This window comes from Actinomycetospora corticicola, from assembly GCF_013409505.1.
Lineage (GTDB): Bacteria > Actinomycetota > Actinomycetes > Mycobacteriales > Pseudonocardiaceae > Actinomycetospora > Actinomycetospora corticicola.
Genome location: NZ_JACCBN010000001.1, coordinates 38,919 through 56,576 on the forward strand (window position 1 = coordinate 38,919; position 17,658 = coordinate 56,576).

At 74.2% G+C, this 17,658-nt stretch carries 13 protein-coding genes; 8 read left to right on the top strand and 5 right to left on the bottom strand.

The features are described 5' to 3' along the window. Positions 1 to 66: 66 nt before the first annotated feature. On the top strand, positions 67 to 1,494 hold the full coding sequence (locus BJ983_RS00135; RefSeq protein WP_179791936.1) for an aldehyde dehydrogenase family protein: 1,428 nt from the start codon (positions 67 to 69) through the stop codon (positions 1,492 to 1,494). Here the strand turns inward: BJ983_RS00135 and BJ983_RS00140 are convergent. Continuing rightward, positions 1,491 to 3,107, bottom strand: a complete 1,617-nt coding sequence (locus BJ983_RS00140) for a M28 family peptidase (protein ID WP_179791937.1) — start codon at positions 3,105 to 3,107, stop codon at positions 1,491 to 1,493. The two genes, BJ983_RS00135 and BJ983_RS00140, sit on opposite strands and share 4 nt — an antisense overlap. Before the next feature lie 455 nt (positions 3,108 to 3,562). Here BJ983_RS00140 and BJ983_RS00145 point away from each other — a divergent pair, with 455 nt between their 5' ends. Together BJ983_RS00145 and BJ983_RS00150 are read left to right on the top strand one after the other, a co-directional pair. After that, positions 3,563 to 4,912 carry a DUF1996 domain-containing protein gene (locus BJ983_RS00145; protein WP_343053558.1) on the top strand — a complete coding sequence of 450 codons (1,350 nt, stop codon included), beginning with the start codon at positions 3,563 to 3,565 and terminating at the stop codon, positions 4,910 to 4,912. 8 nt (positions 4,913 to 4,920) lie between these two features. After that, positions 4,921 to 6,003: a hypothetical protein gene (locus BJ983_RS00150; protein ID WP_218890019.1), complete on the top strand. Its 1,083-nt coding sequence runs from the start codon at positions 4,921 to 4,923 to the stop codon at positions 6,001 to 6,003. Here BJ983_RS00150 and BJ983_RS31980 read toward each other — a convergent pair. The 3 genes from BJ983_RS31980 to BJ983_RS00170 form a co-directional block, all read right to left on the bottom strand. Next, positions 6,000 to 7,865, bottom strand: a complete 1,866-nt coding sequence (locus tag BJ983_RS31980; protein WP_179791940.1) for a prolyl oligopeptidase family serine peptidase — start codon at positions 7,863 to 7,865, stop codon at positions 6,000 to 6,002. The genes BJ983_RS00150 and BJ983_RS31980 overlap by 4 nt on opposite strands. Positions 7,866 to 7,965: 100 nt before the next feature. Beyond that, positions 7,966 to 9,744, bottom strand: coding sequence for an N-acetylglutaminylglutamine amidotransferase (locus BJ983_RS00165; RefSeq protein ID WP_179791941.1), 1,779 nt, complete (start codon positions 9,742 to 9,744; stop codon positions 7,966 to 7,968). Positions 9,745 to 9,828: 84 nt separating this feature from the next. Continuing rightward, positions 9,829 to 12,408 (bottom strand): carboxylate--amine ligase/circularly permuted type 2 ATP-grasp protein, encoded by a 2,580-nt coding sequence (locus BJ983_RS00170; RefSeq protein ID WP_179791942.1) that lies wholly within the window; start codon positions 12,406 to 12,408, stop codon positions 9,829 to 9,831. Positions 12,409 to 12,528: 120 nt separating this feature from the next. On the opposite strand from BJ983_RS00170, the gene BJ983_RS00175 reads away from it, so the two are divergent. From BJ983_RS00175 to BJ983_RS00190, 5 genes are all read left to right on the top strand, one after another. After that, positions 12,529 to 12,990, top strand: a complete 462-nt coding sequence (locus BJ983_RS00175) for a ribose-5-phosphate isomerase (RefSeq protein ID WP_179791943.1) — start codon at positions 12,529 to 12,531, stop codon at positions 12,988 to 12,990. After that, positions 12,983 to 13,777 carry an Fpg/Nei family DNA glycosylase gene (locus BJ983_RS00180; RefSeq protein ID WP_179791944.1) on the top strand — a complete coding sequence of 265 codons (795 nt, stop codon included), beginning with the start codon at positions 12,983 to 12,985 and terminating at the stop codon, positions 13,775 to 13,777. The genes BJ983_RS00175 and BJ983_RS00180 overlap by 8 nt, the downstream gene beginning before the upstream one ends. 57 nt (positions 13,778 to 13,834) lie before the next feature. Beyond that, the gene (locus tag BJ983_RS00185; RefSeq protein WP_179791945.1) at positions 13,835 to 15,286 is read left to right on the top strand and encodes a hypothetical protein; all 1,452 of its coding nucleotides are present in this window, start codon (positions 13,835 to 13,837) and stop codon (positions 15,284 to 15,286) included. Positions 15,287 to 15,362: 76 nt separating this feature from the next. Further along, the gene (locus BJ983_RS31395) at positions 15,363 to 15,485 is read left to right on the top strand and encodes a hypothetical protein (protein ID WP_281376241.1); all 123 of its coding nucleotides are present in this window, start codon (positions 15,363 to 15,365) and stop codon (positions 15,483 to 15,485) included. 5 nt (positions 15,486 to 15,490) lie between these two features. Further along, a complete protein-coding gene (locus tag BJ983_RS00190; protein ID WP_179791946.1) occupies positions 15,491 to 15,886 on the top strand; it encodes an MmcQ/YjbR family DNA-binding protein in 396 nt (131 codons plus the stop codon). Positions 15,887 to 15,936: 50 nt separating this feature from the next. On the opposite strand, the gene BJ983_RS00195 is transcribed toward BJ983_RS00190, so the two are convergent. Beyond that, complete coding sequence (locus tag BJ983_RS00195; RefSeq protein ID WP_179791947.1) at positions 15,937 to 17,580, bottom strand: APC family permease; 1,644 nt, start codon at positions 17,578 to 17,580, stop codon at positions 15,937 to 15,939. Between the last annotated feature and the right edge of the window lie 78 nt (positions 17,581 to 17,658).

Below are 17,658 nucleotides of genomic sequence, written 5' to 3' on the forward strand. Positions count from 1 at the left end.
ATACCGCCGACGGAAACCGTCAGTCGTGACCGGCAGCGCGACCCGGCGTCAGGAACAATTCACGGCATGAGCGCGAGCATCGGGACGCTGACCGACCACTGGATCGACGGGGCGCGGGCCACCGGCGGGAACGGCTCGATCGAGGTCGTGAACCCGGCGGACGGCTCCGTCCTCGCCGAGGTGCCCCGCGGCGGGGCGGCCGAGATCGACGCCGCGGTGCTGGCGGCCCGGCAGGCGTTCGTCTCGTGGTCGCGGGTACCGGTCGCCGACCGTGCCGCGATGGTGCTGCGCATCCGCGAGGGCATCAAGGCCCGTCACGAGGAGCTCGCGCGCTCGATCACGGCGGAGATGGGCTCGCCGATCACGTTCGCCCGCAGCGTCCAGATCGGGATGCCGATGGCGACCTCGAAGGGCGTCGCGGCCCTGGCCGAGGACTTCGCGTGGTCCGAGGAGATCGGCAACTCCCTCGTCGTGCGCGAGCCGGTCGGCGTGGTCGGCGCGATCACGCCGTGGAACTACCCGCTGCACCAGGTGGTCGCGAAGGTCGCGCCCGCGCTCGTCGCGGGGTGCACGGTGGTGCTCAAGCCCTCGGAGATCGCGCCCCTGACGGCGGGTGCGCTCGCGGAGATCGCGGCGGACGCGGGCCTCCCGGCCGGCGTGTTCAACGTCGTGCACGGCACCGGACCCGAGGCCGGCGAGGCGCTCGCGGCGCACCCGGGGGTCGACATGGTGTCGTTCACCGGGTCGGTCGGGGCCGGGCGCCGGGTGCAGGAGGTGGCGGCTGGGACGATCAAGCGGGTCGCCCTCGAGCTGGGCGGCAAGTCGGCCAACATCGTGCTCGACGACGCCGACCTGACGAAGGCGGTCAAGGTCGGGCTCGGCAACTGCTTCATCAACGGCGGCCAGACCTGCACGGCGTGGACGCGGCTGCTGGTGCCGGCGTCGCTGCACGACTCCGTCGTCGAGCAGCTCGTCGCCGCGGCCGCCAAGTACACCGTCGGCGACCCCACCGACGAGTCGGTGCGGATCGGGCCGATGTCGTCGGCGATGCAGCAGGAGCGGGTGGAGGGCTACATCGCGCGCGGCGTCGAGGAGGGCGCGGAGCTCGCGGTCGGCGGGCCCGGGATGCCCGACGGCCTGGCCGACGGCGCCTACGTGCGGCCGACGATCTTCGCCGGGGTGCGGCCGGACATGACGATCGCCCAGGAGGAGATCTTCGGCCCGGTGCTCTCGGTGCTGCCGTACTCCGACGTCGACGAGGCCGTGTCGATCGCCAACAACACCATCTACGGGCTCGCGGGGGCGGTGTTCGCCGGGTCGCAGGAGCGCGGGATCGAGGTCGCGCGCCGGATGCGGACGGGGCAGGTCGACGTCAACGGCGGCGCCTTCAACCCGCTCGCCCCGTTCGGCGGCTACAAGCAGTCCGGCACGGGCCGCGAGCTCGGGCGCTACGGGCTGGAGGAGTTCCTCGAGGTGAAGTCGATCCAGCTCTAGGCCACCCCCACCGCGGTCGCCCCGACGGCGACGACGAGGGCGAGCGCGGGCAGGGCCGCGGCCCGTCGGCCGGCCGGGTCGAGGACGGCGACGACGGGCAGGCCGAGCAGCGCGAACGCGACGGCCGGGATCGGGGTGGCGACACCTCCGATCCCGAACGCCGCGACCGCGAACGGGGCGAGGAACACGACCGACGGCACGGCGGCGAGCACGGTGGCCGCCGTGCTGTTCCTCGTCGCGACCGACAGCGCCTGCCCGATGACGAGGCCGAGCGCGGGCCACGTCGTCAGGAAGGCGGCGCCGGGGACGAACGCGGCGGCGAGGAGGCCGAGCACGGCGAGCGGCGCGGCGGCGCCGAGGGCGGCCGCGCACGGCCCGACCCGTCGTCGCACCCGGACGTGCCAGACCGAGACGGCGAGGACGGCGAGCGCGACGGTGGCGACCTCGTAGGGCACCGGCCGGTCCAGGAACGGGCGGTCCGCGTACTCGGGGCGGAGCACGAGCAGGAGCTGCCAGAGTCCGATCGCGAGCGCCGCGGCGCCGACGAGGGGCAGCGGGCTCGTCGCGCCGGCGAGCAGGGCGTCGCGGGTGGTCAGGAGCTCCCGGCGGCGGGCCAGGGCCGCGACGACGACGAGGCCGACGACGGCGAGCCCCGCGAGCGGCCACTCCCAGGCGACCGGGTAGGTGACCAGGACGTCGCCCAGGGGGAAGTAGACGGCGTCGGGCTGCGGGGGCAGGTCGCTCGCCGTCGGGTCGAGCGGGGCGAGGTCGGTGGCCCCGAGCTCGCGGGCGAGAGCGAGCATCGTGGACCCCTGGCTCTGGATGCTCGCGGGGTCGAGGTTCGCCGGGCTGTCGGCGGCCGTGTGGTACTTCTCCGGCTCCTCGACGAACGCCGAGTCGATGCCGGGCCGGCCGGCGGGGATGACGACGGACAGGTCGGTGTCGTTCGGCAGCAGGCGGAAGATCGCGACGAGGCTGGAGTCGCCCGCCGGGTGCGGCACGGCCCGCATCGCGTGGACCAGCCCGGCGTTCCCCGGTGAGGTGCGGAACAGCAGGCTCGCCCCGGAGACGCCGCGGGCCTCGTGGTTGAGGACGACGATCGGCGTGCTCGGCGGGCGCCACTGCCGGATGCCGAGGAGCCCGGCCTCCTCGCCGTTCGTGAGCAGGACGGTGACGTCGTTGCGCAGGGGCGGGCCGGCCCGCAGGGCGCGGACGGTCTCCAGGACGGCGGCCACCGCGGCGGCGTCGTCGGCGGCGCCCGGTCCCTGCGGGACGGAGTCGACGTGCGCGGCGAGGACGACCTGCCCGGTCGGTGCGGTGCCGGGGAGGGTCGCGACGACGTTGCCGAACGGGCTCTCGACCCGCGGCGTCAGGCCCAGCGTGGTGAGGCGGGCGTCGAGGTCGTCGCGGACCCGCGCGTTCGCGGCGCTGCCCAGGGGACGGGGCTCGCGGGCGATGTCGGCGACCACGGGGAGGGCCCGCGCGGCGCTGAACTCCGTGGCCGGGGTGTCGGCGGGGACCGGGTCGGGCGGGCGGAGCCCGAGGAAGGTGGCCACGCCGGCGGCGACCAGGACGACGAGGGCGATCAGGCGGGCCACGGGTCCGGGTCGCACGGGGCCCAGTGTGGGGGAGCCCCGAGGGCCGGGCCGGCCGCGAGGGTGACGAGGGGCAGGTTCTCGACGGCGTGGGCGTGCATGGTGTGCATCTCGGGGTGGGCGGGTGCCGTCCGGGGCGCGATCCATGTCTGCGGAACCGAGTCGTGGTGACTCGGATGGTGTCGGGGGAGTCCCGGCTGCTGCGGGTCCAGGTCGGCGAACTTCCGTGGCACGGAGCGCCGTCAGGGTGCCGCCATGCCACTGAAGTCCGGTGACCCGGGCGCGGACTGCCCGCGACGGCCGCGCCGAGGGTCACGTGGGGCAGGTCCGGTAGCGCTCGGACCTGCGTAGTGTGCACCTCGGCGGCGCGAGTTTGTCCAAAGCGCACCCACGGCCCGGCCCGCTTCTCTAGCGTCCGCTCGCGGAGGTGGGTGATGCGGCGGACCGCGCCCGGCCGGCGACGAGCGGAGCTCGTGGCCGTGTTCGTCGCGCTGGTGCTGATCTTCGGCGTCGGGGTGCCGCTCGGACTCGCGAGCGCGATCGGGACGGTGGCCCGGCAGGCGGCGGCCGCGGTCGGGGTGGTGCTCGTCGCGGACACGGACGACGAGGGCGACGGCGACGACGGGTCCGGCGACGACGAGGACTCGGGCAAGGACAAGTCCGGCGAGGAAAAGTCCGGGGCCGACAAGAGCTCGGGCAGCGACAAGTCCGGCGAGGACGAGGACTCGGGCGACGAGGACTCGGGCGACAAGGACTCCGGCAGTCAGGAGAACGGGTCCGCCGCCACTGCGGGCGAGGGCGGTTTCGAGGGGCGCGACCAGATCGGCCGGGCGTCCGCGCAGGAGTACGTCAACATCGACGACGTCGAGCCGAACGGCAACATCAAGAACGGCGGCGACTTCTCCGGCGGCAGCTACTCGTTCTCCTGCCCGCTCTCCGACCACCACAACTCCGACAACTTCATCGTCGCCCCCGGCAAACGCAACGGCGCCCAACACACCCACGACTACGCGGGCAACGAGTCGACGAACGCGGCGTCGTCGGAGAACCAGGACGCCCTCGAGCAGGCGGAGACGACCTGCACGAACGGCGACAGGTCGCCGATCTTCTGGCCGGTCCTGCGTGACCTGGAGGGGGTCGGACCCGACGTCGGGATGGACGGCGGGAGCCTGGACGGGAACATCGGGTCGTTCATCGTGCCCGCCTCGGTCGACTACACCTTCCACGGGCACGGCACGCAGCGCACCGAGCCGATGCCGCTGAACATGCAGCTGATCACGGGTTCGGCGAAGGCGGGGAGCACGGGGGAGGGGTCGAACTCGAAGTTCACCTGCTCCGGGTTCGCCGACCGGCTGACCGAGCGCTACCCGATCTGTCCGTCGGGGGCGCAGCTGCAGCGGGTGTACGACTTCCCGAGCTGCTGGAACGGCGAGGACCTGTCGTCGGTGGACTTCGTCAGCCACCTGCAGTACCCCGACGAGACCGGGGAGTGCGACGGGGACCTGATCCCGGTGCCGGCGCTGCGCATCACGGTGTCCTACGACCAGCCGCCGGGCCGTTCGTTCGCCATCGACAGCTTCCCCGAGCAGCAGCACGACCCGGTCACCGACCATGCCCTGCTCGAGTACCTCTCCACCGAGTCGCGCGCCCAGGCCGGCGCGGACTGCATCAATGACGCCGAGCGGTGCGAGCAGGGCGCCGACGACGCCACCGCCGCCGGGCCGCGCGGTCGGAGCGACGAGCTCGCCGTCACGAAGAACTTCGCGGCCGCGATGTCCGGCCACAAGAACGCGGGCGTCGCCCACGCCGGGGGGCACCGGTGAACCCGCGGGTGGTCCCCCACCTCGTGCTCGCGGCGCTGCCGTTGCTGTCGATCACCGCGCACGTCGGCGGGCTCGTGCCGATGCACGTCTCGGCCGGTCTGGTGATCGTCCCGGCCGCCGCGGTGCTCGTGCTCCTCGCGGTCTTCCGGCCGGTGCCGGAGGACCGGCTCGTGCTCGACGGGCTGCGCTGGGGGATCGTCGCGACGGCCGTCTACGACGTGTTCCGGCTCGACACCGTCGCGCTCCTCGGCTGGTGGGACGACTTCATCCCGACGATGGGCACCTGGCTGCTCGACGTCGACCGCTCCGAGCAGGTCCTCGGCGGGGTCGCGGGCTACGTGTGGCGCTACGCGGGGGACGGCGGGGGGCTCGGCGTCGTCTTCGTGACCCTCGCTGCCGCGACCGGTCTGCGCCGGCTCGGCCCGCGGTGGACGGTGGGCGCGGCGGTGCTGTTCGCGGTCGGCCCGACCTGGTGCGGGCTCATGGCGACGGTGCTGCTCCCGCGCGGCCAGCAGCTGATGTTCCCGCTGACGCCGGTCACGGTGACGCTGTCGTTCCTCGGCCACGTCGTCTTCGGGCTCGTCCTCGGGCTGGGCACGTGGCGGGTCGCCGGCATCGAGGAGCGCTGGTCCGGCCCGGCGCTCGTGGATCTGCCCGCGCTCGTCGGGCGGCTCACCCGCCGTGGCAGCGGTGCGTCGTCGCTGCCTCGGGGTGACAGCGACGACGCTTTCCTGCCACGCGGGGAGCGGGGTGTTCCCGACGGCGGGTCGGTGCCGGTGGGCGCGCGGGTCCCGGGCCCGCCGCTCGCGCCGGCCCCGCCGCTCGCACCCGCCCCGCCGCACGCACCCGTCCCGCCGCTCGCGCCCGTCCGGGCGCTGCGGCCCGCGCCGGAGCCGGCGTGGACGCCGTCGGCCGATCCCTACGCCGCCGACCCGCTGCCGCTCGAACCGTGGCTGCCGGAGCCGTTCGAGGACCCGTCCCCGACGGGCGAGGTGACCGTGCTGCCCTGGGGCGCCCACCCGTCGTCGGGACGGGGCCCCGAGGTGTTCGGCCTCGGCCGGGCGCATGAGGGGAGGCTCCGGGCGCTCTAGCGGTGTGAGGGTTCCCCTCGCGGCGGCGTGGTGGCGGTGAGGCCGAAGTGCGTGGTCAGCCAGTCGGTGACCGCGTGGACGAACGTGCGGCGGTTGTCGAGGCGCTGGATCTCGTGGCCCTCGTCCTCGAAGAGCAGGTAGCGCACGTCGACGCCGGCCGCCTTCGCGCCGTGCACCGCGAGCTCGGCCTCGTGCACCGGGACGTTGGTGTCGTTGCGTCCGTGCACCACGAGCAGCGGCGCGGCCAGGCGCTCCATGCGGTGCACGGGGGAGAGCTCGCGGAGCAGGTTGCGGTCGTGGATCGGGTGCCCGTACTCGCCGACGGCGGCGTCGGCGATCCACGGCTCGGTGCGGGCGAAGAACGTCTCGAAGTCGGCCATCCCGCAGACGTCGACGCCGACGGCGAACAGCTCCGGGTGGTTCACCAGTGCCGCGAGGGTCAGGTAGCCGCCGTAGGAGCGGCCCATGACACCAACCCGGGCGGCGTCGGCGACCCCTGTTCCGACGAGGTGCTCGACGCACGAGGCGACGTCGCGGATCGCGGCGAACCGACCGGCCCCGTCGTCGGCGTTGACGAAGGACCGGCCGAAGCCGGACGACCCGCGCACGTTCGCGGCGTACACGGCGATCCCGTGCTGCAGCAGCACCTGGTAGAGCGGGGTGAACACCGGCCGCTCCTGGGCCTCCGGGCCACCGTGGAGGTAGATGAGCGTCGGCATCGGGCCGACCGTGCCGGGTGGGCGGTAGAGCCAGCCGGGCAGGGCGAGGCCGTCCGGCGTCGTCACCGTCTCCAACGTCGGGTGCACGACCGGCGCCCGCGGCCCGTCCGGTGGGCAGATCAGCGCCGTGGTCTGGGAGGACAGCTCGTGGCACCACACCGCGGCCGGGACCGACGGCGACTGGATGCCGAGCACGAGCGAGTCGGCGTCGTGGCTGAACACGGCGGAGGTCACGACGTCGCCGGGCGGGGTGTAGGACACGGGCTTGCCGGTGGCGAGGTCGAGCAGGTCCACCTCGCTGCGGCCCAGGGCGTTCCACACGAGCGCCGCGGTGCCCGCGTCCTCGGCGAGGGCGAACCGCTCGAGCTCCGCGTCCACCCGTTCGGCCAGGACCTCGGGGAACCTCGGGCTCGCGTCGGTGGCCACGTCCACGCTCACCAGGGCGGCCCGCTCGCGCCCGCCGTCGGTGAGGATGAGCATGCGGGTGCCGTCCGGGGTGAAGCGGGCGGCGACCACCGAGGAGTCGCGGGTGATCGCGACGGGGTGCTCGACGGCGCCGGGCGGGCCGCCCGGGCCGCGGCGGCTGTCGATCTCGTGCCAGCCCTCGGTGCCGTCGAGGTCGACGATCCCCACGTGCCGCGACCCGCGGCGTCCCCGGCGCAGGAGCACCCGGCGCCGGTCGCGCGACACGTCGAGGATCTGCAGCGCGTGGCCGGAGCCGAGCCGCTGGCGCAGGTCGGTGTCGACGTCGACCAGCCACGCCGTCGTCGTCTCGTAGTCGGACTCGGTGACGGCGAGGACGGCGCCGGTGTGGGTCCAGCGGTCGAGCGAGACGGCGCCGCGGTCGTCGTCCCCGACCCCGCGGACGGGGCGCATCCCGGTGCCGTCCGGGCGGACGACGAACACGTTCGTCCGCTCGCCGCCGTCGGCCGCCGCCTCGACCGCGAGCCACTGCCCGTCGGGGGACCAGCGCACGGTGGAGACGAGGTCGTCCCCCGTGTCGAGGGACCACTCCCGGCCGGTTCGCCGCTCGTGCAGCCGCACGTCGGGCCGCCCGTCACCGTCCCAGACGAACGCGATCGTGGTGCCGTCGGGCGACGGGCTGGGCGACCAGCACCGGGTGGCCCCGATCCACTCGTCCACCGCTGCCGACCTCCCGATCCGTTCCCGACGATGTGGTTCTCCTGCCACTGGACGACAGCAACGACGCTTCGCTGCCGCAGGGGCGGAGGGCGAACCTACGTCAGTCGATCTCGTGGGCCTGCAGCCACATCTCCAGGAGTGCGACCTGCCACAGTGCGTTGGCACCGAGGTTGGTCCGACCCGAGTTCGGGTCGTCGAGCATCGTCGCGACCGCGTCGGGCCGGAACAGGCCCCGTCGCTTCGCCGCCGGGTCGGTGAGCGCCGCGGTGACGCGCTCCAGCACGGGCCCGGAGAGCTGGCGGATCGCCGGGACCGGGAAGTAGCCCTTCTTCCGGTCGATGATCTCGTCGGGCAGCACACCGCGGGACGCGGCCTTCAGCACGCCCTTCCCGCCGTCCGCCATCTTGTACGCCGGCGGGCAGGCGCCCATGGTGTCGACGAAGTCGTGGTCGAGGAACGGCACGCGCGCCTCGAGGCCCCAGGCCATCGTCATGTTGTCGACCCGCTTCACCGGGTCGTCGACGAGCATCACGGTGGTGTCGAGCCGCAGGGCGGCGTCGACCGCCTCGTCGGCGCCGCGCCGGGCGAAGTGCGTGCGGACGAGGTCGAGCGACGGGTCACCCGCCGTCAGGAACTCGGGCGCGACGAGGTCGGCGAGCGCCTCGGACGGCCGGTCGAAGAAGGCCCGGTGGTAGGCGTCGACGGCGCCCTCGCGGCCGACCCGCGCGATCGGCGGGTACCAGTCGTAGCCGCCGAGCACCTCGTCGGCGCCCTGACCGGACTGCACCACCTTGATCGACCGCGAGACCTCCCGGGAGAGGAGGTAGAACGCGACGACGTCGTGGCTGGTCATCGGCTCCGACATCGCCGCGACGGCACCGGGCAGCGCCTCGTCGGTCTCGATCTTCGGCACCTCGATCCGGGTGTGGTCGGTGCCGTAGGTCTTCGCGACCAGGTCGGAGTAGTCGAACTCGTCGCCACTCTGCCCGCCCTCGGACTCGAAGCCGATCGAGAAGGTCTTGAGGTCCTGCTGGCCCTCCTCGGCGAGCAGGGCCACCACGATCGACGAGTCGATGCCGCCGGAGAGCAGCACCCCGACCGGGACGTCGGCGACCATGCGCCGACGGACGGCCGTGCGCAGCGACTCCAGCGCGATCTCGGCCCACTCCTCCTCGGTGTGCTCGACGCCGCCGCGCACGAACTCCGGCTCCCAGTAGGTCCAGTCGCTCGAGGACCCGTCCGGCTCCACGGTCCGGACGACGGCGGGCGGGAGCTTGCCGACGCCCGCGAGGATCGTCCGGGGGGCGGGCACCACGGCGTGGAAGCTCATGTAGTGGTGCAGGGCCACGGGGTCGATCGAGGTGTCGACGCCGCCCGCGGCGAGCAGGGCGGGCAGCGACGACGCGAAGCGCAGTGCGCCGGCCACCGGGGCGACGTAGAGCGGCTTGATGCCGAGGCGGTCCCGGCCCAGGGTGAGCCGGCCGGTGGCCCGGTCGGCGATCGCGAAGGCGAACATGCCCTTGAAGTGCTCCACGCACCGCTGGCCCCACCGGTGGAAGGCCTTGATGATCACCTCGGTGTCCGAGGTGGAGAAGAACCGGTAGCCCTCGGCGCCCAGCTCCTCGCGCAGCTCCGGGTAGTTGTAGATGCACCCGTTGAAGACCGCGGTCAGGCCGAGCTCGGCGTCGACCATGGGCTGCGCCCCGGTCTCGGTGAGGTCAATGATCTGCAGGCGCTGGTGGGCGAGCGCCAGCGGGCCGTGCCCGACCACGCCCCAGCCGTCGGGGCCGCGCGGCTCGAGCACCTGCGCCATCGCGAGGACCGCCCGGACCTGGGCGGCGCCCCCGTCGAACCGGAACTCACCGGCGATGCCGCACATGCGACGACTCCTCTCGCGACCCGGGTCCCGGGTCTCGCCTGCAGGGAAGGCGCGGGTCGGGGTCCGCCCCGCCGCGTCTCGCGGTCAGCGCAGGATCCACGTGTCCTTCGACCCGCCACCGCGTGACGAGTTGACCACGAGGCTCCCGGCGGGCGCGACTCGCGTCAGGGGGGTCGGCAGCACCGCCGGGGCGTCACCCAACACCACGAAGGCCCGGAGGTCGACGACCCGCGGCGCGAGGTCGGCGCCGGTGAACGTCGGGTGCGTGGAGATCTCGATGGTCTCCTGCGCGACGTAGCTGGCCGGGTTCGCCCGCAGGTCCGCCGCCGCCTCCCGCAGTTCCTGCTCCGACGCGTCCCGCCCGATCACGATGCCCGCCCCGCCGTAGCCGTCGACCGGCTTGAGCACGAGCGTGTCCAGGTGCTCCAGGACGTGCGCGAGCTGGTCCGGCTCGGCGCAGGAGTAGGTCGTGACGTCGTCGAGCAGCGCCTTCTCCCCGAGGTAGTACTCGGTGAGCGCGCGGACGTAGGGGTAGACGGCCTTGTCGTCGACCAGCCCGTTGCCGGGGGTGTTGAGCAGTGCGAACCGGCCCTCGGACACCGCGGCCTGCATCGGGTCGCGCAGCGTGCGCCCGTCGGCGTCCGGCGAGGCGTAGAGCTTCTCCTCGTCGATGCGCCGGTAGGCCACGTCGATCCGCCGCCCGGTCACCGCGACCGTGAGCGTCCCGTCGTCGGTCACCCGGATCCCGGAGGGTTCGAGCAGCGGGACGCCCATCTCCTCGGCGAGCATCGCGTGCTCGAAGTACGCCGAGTCGTGCGGTCCCTCGGTGAGCACCACCAGCGACGGGTCGTCCCCGGCGGCGGGCGGCGCGCAGGAGAGCAGCGCGGCGCGCAGCACCGCAGGGCCCTCGTCGGAGTCCACGACGCCCTCGGGAGCCTGGAGCTCGGGCAGCACCGAGCGCACCACGCGTCGGTCGGCCATCGCGTACCCGATGCCCGACGGGATGCGCAGGTTGTCCTCGAGGACCTTCCAGCGGCCCTCGCCGTCGCAGACCACGTCCAGCCCGCTGATCAGTGCCCGGGTGGCACCGGCCGGGACCAGCGACGAGGCGTCGCCGGGCTCGGGCAGCCACCGCAGGGCCGCACGCGGCAGCACCCCGTCGGCCAGGCAGGCCCGCTCGCCGTGCAGGTCCTGCAGCAGCGCCTCGAGGGTCCGGGCCCGCTGCACGAGTCCGGCCGAGAGCCCCGCCCAGTCCTGCGCGGTGATGAGGCGCGGGATGAGGTCGAGCGGGAAGAGCCGCTCCGGGTCGTCGGGCTGCGGGAAGAACATCGAGCGCGCCCGCTGCTCGGCGTCGCGGCTCTTCTCGTGGGCCAGCAGGCCGCCGGGCCCGATGCGCTCGAGCGCGGACACCATCCACGCGTAGGTGGGCCGGACGTGCCCGTCGGTGTCCACCGCCTCGTCGTACGACGGCGGGTGGTAGCCGCCGAGCAGGACGGGCGCGGCCACCTCGGGGACGGGCAGCACGACGTCGACCTGCGGTTCGCCCCGGGTCTCGGCGACGAGCAGGTCGACGACGCCCTCGAGCGTGCCGGTCCGCGCGAACCGCTGCCGCTGCCGGGCGGCACTCGAGCCCTTGTCGAGGGCCTGGAGCGCCAGGTCGGAGACGACGTCCCAGTCGCCGGCCTCCTCGAGGTCGTCGCGCAGGTGGTCGAGGAGCATCCGGACCGCCCGCGACGGCGGCACCAGCTCGCGACCGGTCACGTCGACGAGGTCGCCCTCCACGCCCGAGCGGGCGGCGCGCCACGAGGCGGCGCGGAGCAGCTCCGGGCGGTACCGCGGCTGCGGGCGTCCCTCCAGGTGCGCGCGGATGCCGTACGTCGTCAGCGCCCGGGCCAGACCGGCGATCAGCACGACGCCGTCGACGGTGGGGGAGGCGTCGCAGATCCGCAGCTCGACGGTCTTCTGGTGCGCCGAGGGCCGCATGTCGAAATAGACCATGCCGGGGTCGGACATCGTCCCCGAGCGCACGAGGTCCTCGATGAGGGCGTCGTAGTCCGCGGCGTCGCGGAGCGGGGCCGGGGGGCCCGCCGTCGGCCAGCGGTGCCAGGCGAGGGTGCGCGAGCTGGCGTAGCCGGTGTCCTCGGAGTGCCAGAACGGGCTCGACGCCGAGAGCGCGAGCAGCACCGGGAGCCATGGCGCGGAGTGCTGCATGACGGCGACGGCGGCGTCCCGGTCGGGGACGTCCACGTGCACCTGCGTGCCGCAGATCTGCTGCTCGAAGACGAGCATCTGGTACTCGTCGCGCATCCGTTCGTAGCGCGGGTTCGGGGTGATGTCCGACGGCGAGCCCTCCACCAGCGGCACGCTGCCCGCGCCGACGACGCCGAGGCCGCGGTCCTCCGCCAGTGAGAACAGCATCCGGCGCAGCCGCACCAGGTCCGCCCGCAGGTCGGTCAGGCTCGACGTCGGGTCGGAGTTCGTCTCGATGATCGACGGCTTGAGCTCCGCCGCGAAGGCGTCCGCGTCGAGCGCCGCGAGTTCGTCGAGCATCTCGGGCACCCGGGGCACCGCGCACCGTGAGTCGAGGTCGACGAGGTGGAACTCCTCCTCGACCCCGAGCACGACGCCGCCCGCTCCGCCGGGGCCCGCCAGTCCCTCCGCCATGGGTGAGCACGCTAGATCGGTCGTGTCACGGGGATGTTTCGCGACCCGCGGTCGTGACGTTCCCCCGATCGGGCCGCACCCGTCGTCGGGACCGGGTAGGGAGCTGGGAGACTCGGCACCGTGCGCGTCTACATCGGCTCCGACCACGCCGGCTTCGAGCTCAAGGCCCACCTGCTCACGGCGCTGGCCGACGCCGGGCACGAGGTGGTCGACGTCGGGCCCGCGGAGTACGACGCCTCCGACGACTACCCGCCGCACTGCACCGCCACCGGGGAGCGCGTCCTCGCCGACTCCGGGTCGCTCGGCGTCGTCATCGGCGGCTCGGGCAACGGCGAGCAGATCGCGGCCAACAAGGTGACCGGCATCCGCGCCGCGCTCGCCTACAACACCGAGACCGCGGAGCTCGCGCGCCGGCACAACGACGCGCAGATCGTGTCGATCGGCGCGCGCATGCACACGGCCGACGAGGCGACGACGATCGTCGAGGCCTTCCTCGCCACCGGGTTCGAGGGCGGCCGGCACCAGCGCCGCATCGACATGCTCACCGAGTACGAGAAGACCGGGCACATCACGGGTGCCTGAGGGCCACACGATCCGGCGGCTGGCGAACGTCCACCGCCGCCGCTTCCGCGGCAAGCCCCTCGAGGTGTGGTCGCCGCAGGGGCGCTTCACGGCCGGGGCGGAGCTCGTCGACGGCCGCGTCCTGCGTGACGTGGACGCGCACGGCAAGCACCTCTTTCACGTCTACGAGGCTGACCTCGTGGTCCACGTCCACCTCGGGCTCTACGGCAAGTTCTCGATGAGCCCCGTTCCCGACGACGGGGTGCCGGAGCCGCGCGGGCAGGTCCGGATGCGCATGGTCGGGCCCACCCACTTCGCCGACCTGCGCGGGGCCACGGCCTGTGAGGTGCTCACCGAGAGTGAGGTCGAGGCGCTGCACGCGCGCCTCGGACCGGACCCGTTGCGGGCCGACGCCGACCCGGATCGCGTGTGGGCGCGGATCGCGCGGTCGCGTGCGCCGCTCGCGACGCTGCTGATGGACCAGGCCGTCATCGCCGGCGTCGGGAACGTCTACCGCGCCGAGGTGCTGTTCCGACACGGCATCGACCCGCTGCTCGAGGGGCGGGCCCTGGGCCGTCACCGCTTCGACGCCGTGTGGGAGGACCTGGGGGAACTCCTGCGGGACGGGGTGAAGCGCGGGTCCATCCGCACCCTCCGTCCGGAGCACGCGGACCTCGCACAGGACCGCCCGGTCTACGTCTACCGGCGGGACGGCCGGCCGTGTCTGCTGTGCGGGACGGAGATCGTCCGGAGTACGCACGTCGCCCGGAACCTGTTCTGGTGCCCGGCCTGCCAGACAACGGTCTGATGCAGGTGCTATAACGGCCGGGTCACTCGACCGGGTGACATGCGAGGAGGTCGCCCTGTGCGTTCCGTCGTGCTGCGCACGCGTCAGGGTCGGCCGGTCTGGCAGCTCACCACGCGCGCCTCGACCGCGGCGGTGCTCGCACTCGTCTCGCTGGCCGCGGCCGGGGTGCAGGTCGTGCTGTTCTCCTCGCCGCCGCCCTGGTACCAGGTCGCGGTCGTGGCGTTCTGGGTCGTCGTGGGGCTCGCCTTCGTCGCCTCCGCCCTCGGGACGCGTTCGCGCGCGCGACGCCGTGCCACGACGCCCGCGCCGCCCCCGGTCGACGCCGCGCCCTTCGTGCCAGTGCCCGTGCGGCCAGCCCGGCCGCGCCGGCGGGAGACCGACGCGGTCGCGGAGGTCGGGGAGCCCACCGATCCCGTGGCGGCGCCCACGACCACGGTGCGGCCCACCCCCGCGCCGCGTCGGCCCGCCGTCGAGGAGCGCACGACCACCGTCGCCCGGCCGACCCCGGCGCGCCGCCCGGCGGCGGCTGCCCCCCTCGAGGAGCGCTCCCGCACCGCGGTGCGTCCGAGCCCCGGGTGGCGTCCCTCGCCGGCCGCCGAGGAGCGGACGACCACGGTCTCCGTCGCGCAGCGCAGCGCCACCGTGGCGCGCGGACTGACCGCCGAGACCGTCGCCATCCGCGACGGCCGGGTGCGCCCGGCCGCGGCACCGGAGGGCCGAGCCACCGAGCGGGTCCGCGTCGGCGCGGACGACCGGACCGCCGCGCGCACCGCAGCCGAGCCCTCGGCGGCGCCGCGGACCACCTCCCGGCGTGCCGCGTCGGAGCGGACCTCGTCCGAGCGCGCCTCGGCGGAACCGACCGCCCGCCCCACCGGTGGCGGACGTCGACGTCTCGCCGACGAGTCCCGCGCGGCAGCGGTGCCCCGCCGCGGCGGTGCGGCCCCCGCGGACGCCGTTCCGTCACCCCGCCCGGTGCCGAGCGAGGAGCGGCCCCGGCCCTCGACGCACCGGAGCGCCACGACGCCGCGACCGACCCCGGCCCGCGCCGAGGCGACACCGGCCGCCGGGCCGGTCGCCACCGTCACGCGCTCCGCCCACGCCCGGCGCACGGCGGCAGAGGACCGGGACCGGCCCGCGCTCCGTGAGGAGGTCGCCGACGCCCGTCCCGCGCACCAGCGGCACGGCCGGGCGTCCGCGCTGTCCGCGCCGTCCGCGCCGTCCGAGGCCCCGGTCGCGTCGGCCACGAAGGCCGAGCGCGCCGCGGCGCCGGCCCCGACCCGTCGTCGGGAAGGACCTCCGGGATCCACGGAGACCACGGCCCCGTTCGGCGGCGCCATGACCTTCGGCGGCGGAGCCGCCCCGGCACCCCGCACGCCCGCCGCCCCCGTCCCGGAGCCCGCCACCGGTCGGCACGCCGCCCTCGTCGCCCCGTCGGGCGAGAGCGCACGCGGTGTGGCCGCCCGGCACGCGGCGGTCGCGACCGAGAGCGGGCGTCGCCGAGCGAGCTAGCGACCTGGCGCCGTCACCCCTCCTCGCCGACCGGTAGCCTCGAACCGGACGAACCGGACGAGCGAGGGACTGACGGGTGAGCGACGACCAGCGCGACGGCGAGCTCGACACCGCCCCCGCGCCGTGGACGAAGATCGTCACGGTCGTGGTGCTGCTGGCCTTCGTGCTGGCGCTCCTGGTGGGGGCTCTGCTCGTCTAGGAGCCGTGGACCCCGAGCCGCTCCTGCACCGCGTCCGCGCCGCCTGCCTGGCTCTGCCCGAGGTCGTCGAGCGCCCGAGTCACGGCACCCCGTGCTGGTTCGTGCGGGGGCGGAAGACGTTCGTCATGTTCGCCGACCACCATCACGGCGACCCGCACGTCGCGCTCTGGGCCGCGGCCCCGCCCGGCGTCGCCGAGCAGCTGATCGACGACGAGCCGACGCGGTTCTTCCGACCGCCCTACGTGGGGCACCGCGGCTGGGTCGGCCTCCGCCTGGACCTCGACGGCGCGGACGCCCTCGACGACGACGAGCTGCGCGGCCTCGTCACCGACGCCTACCGGCACGTCGCCCCGGCGAGCCTCGTGCGTCTGGTCGGCGGCTCCACCCCTCCCGGGCGCTAGGCAGTGGATCATGCCGAACGCGACACGTCGCGTTCGGCATGATCCACTGCCTAGCGCACCGACCCCGGGACGTCGGCCTCCTCCGGGGCGTCACCCCGGTCCTGGTCGGCCTCCGCACGCAGTTCCCGCACCATCTCCGGCCGCGCGAGCATGTGGGCCACACCGCTGCGCACGCCCCAGGCGTAGATCGCGAGCGCGAACACGGCGACCACCACGCTGTCCCACGGCGCCGGGAGCACGCCGGCGCCGTCGAAGCTGCCGAGCGCGGAGAGCACCGTGATGCCGGCGAGGTAGACCACGAGCCACCAGCCGCCCGAGAGCTGGCCCGCGGGTCGACCCGAGCGCAGCCACACCACGATGTAGACGATCACCCCGATCACGGTGATCGCCATGGCGATGCGCAGCTTCGGCCAGGACACCCAGAAGATCACCAACGAGGACACGACGAAGGCGACCGGGGCGACCACGGTCATGCCGCGCAGCCGGGTGTCCCGACGGGTCAGGCCCGAGCGCCGGAACGCGATGAGCGAGACCGACCCGATCTGGAAGGTGAAGGCCGCGATCGACCCCGTCACCGAGATGATCGAGTGCCAGCTCGGCAGCGGCAGCAGGTACGCGAGGCCGATGAGGAAGTTGACCGCCAACGCCCGGGCGGGCACGCCGCGCGCGTTGAGGCCGGTCAGCCAGGAGGGGAAGAAGCCGTTCTTGGCCAGGCCGAAGACGTTGCGGGCGTTGGCGGCGGTGAAGACGATGCCGGAGCCGGACGGCGAGAGCATCGAGTCGGCGATCAGCGTCCACGACAGCCAGGTCAGCCCGAGCACCATCGCGAGGTCGGCGAACGGCGAGTCGAAGTTGACCCCGTGCCACCCTCCGAGCAGCGACGACGCGGGGACGGCACCGAGGAACGCGAGCTGGAGGCCGAGGTAGAGCACGATCGTCACGAGGATCGTGATGATGAGCGCGCGGGGCACGGTGCGGCGGGGGTCGCGCGCCTCCCCGGACAGCTCGACGACGTTGCGGAAGCCGGTGTAGGCGAACACCATCCCCGCCGTCGCGATCGAGCCCAGCGCGGCGCTCCAGCCGTAGGGCGCGAAGCCGCCGTGGTCGGTGAGGTTCGAGGAGTCGAAGCCGCTGGCAACGAGCAGGACGATCGTCGTCACCGGGATCAGGATCTTGATCGCGGTGATCGTGGTGTTGGACCGGGCGAACAGCCGCACCCCGAACCAGTTCAGCGCCACGAACGCGGCCATGAGCACCACCGCGAGGGCGACGCCGAGGCCGGTGAGCTGCTCGCCCTCGTAGACCCCGGGCAGGTAGGCGGCGGCGTACTGCACGACGCCTGCGGCCTCGGTGGGCGGGTTTCCGACGTAGCTGATCCAGTTCGCCCAGCCGACGATGCCCGCGGCGAGCCCGCCGTGGGAGTACATCGGGTACCGCACGAGCCCGCCGGACTCGGGCTTCGCCATGCCCAGCTCGGCGAACACCAGCGCGACGCAGAGCATCAGCGCGCCGCCGATGACCCACGCGAGCATCGCTGCCGGCCCGGCGTCCTGCGCGGCGTACAGCGAGGAGAACAGCCAGCCGGAGCCGATCACGCTGCCCAGCCCGGCGGCGAGCAGGGACCAGAACCCCAGATCCTTCCGGAGGCCGCTGTCCACCCGGGTCGCCGTGGCCGCGTCGCGGATCTCGGTCATGGGAGTCGCACTACCCCCGGCACGTAGATCATCACACCGTGTGCCCGATACGTCCGAACCCGACCGCACCCGACCGCG

Excerpts from the sequence above, each read along its gene's own strand:
- BJ983_RS00135 (WP_179791936.1), top strand. The coding sequence starts at position 67 with ATGAGCGCGAGCATCGGGACGCTGACCGACCACTGGATCGACGGGGCG.
- BJ983_RS00165 (WP_179791941.1), bottom strand. The coding sequence starts at position 9,744 with ATGTGCGGCATCGCCGGTGAGTTCCGGTTCGACGGGGGCGCCGCCCAG.
- BJ983_RS00170 (WP_179791942.1), bottom strand. The coding sequence starts at position 12,408 with ATGGCGGAGGGACTGGCGGGCCCCGGCGGAGCGGGCGGCGTCGTGCTC.
- BJ983_RS00195 (WP_179791947.1), bottom strand. The coding sequence starts at position 17,580 with ATGACCGAGATCCGCGACGCGGCCACGGCGACCCGGGTGGACAGCGGC.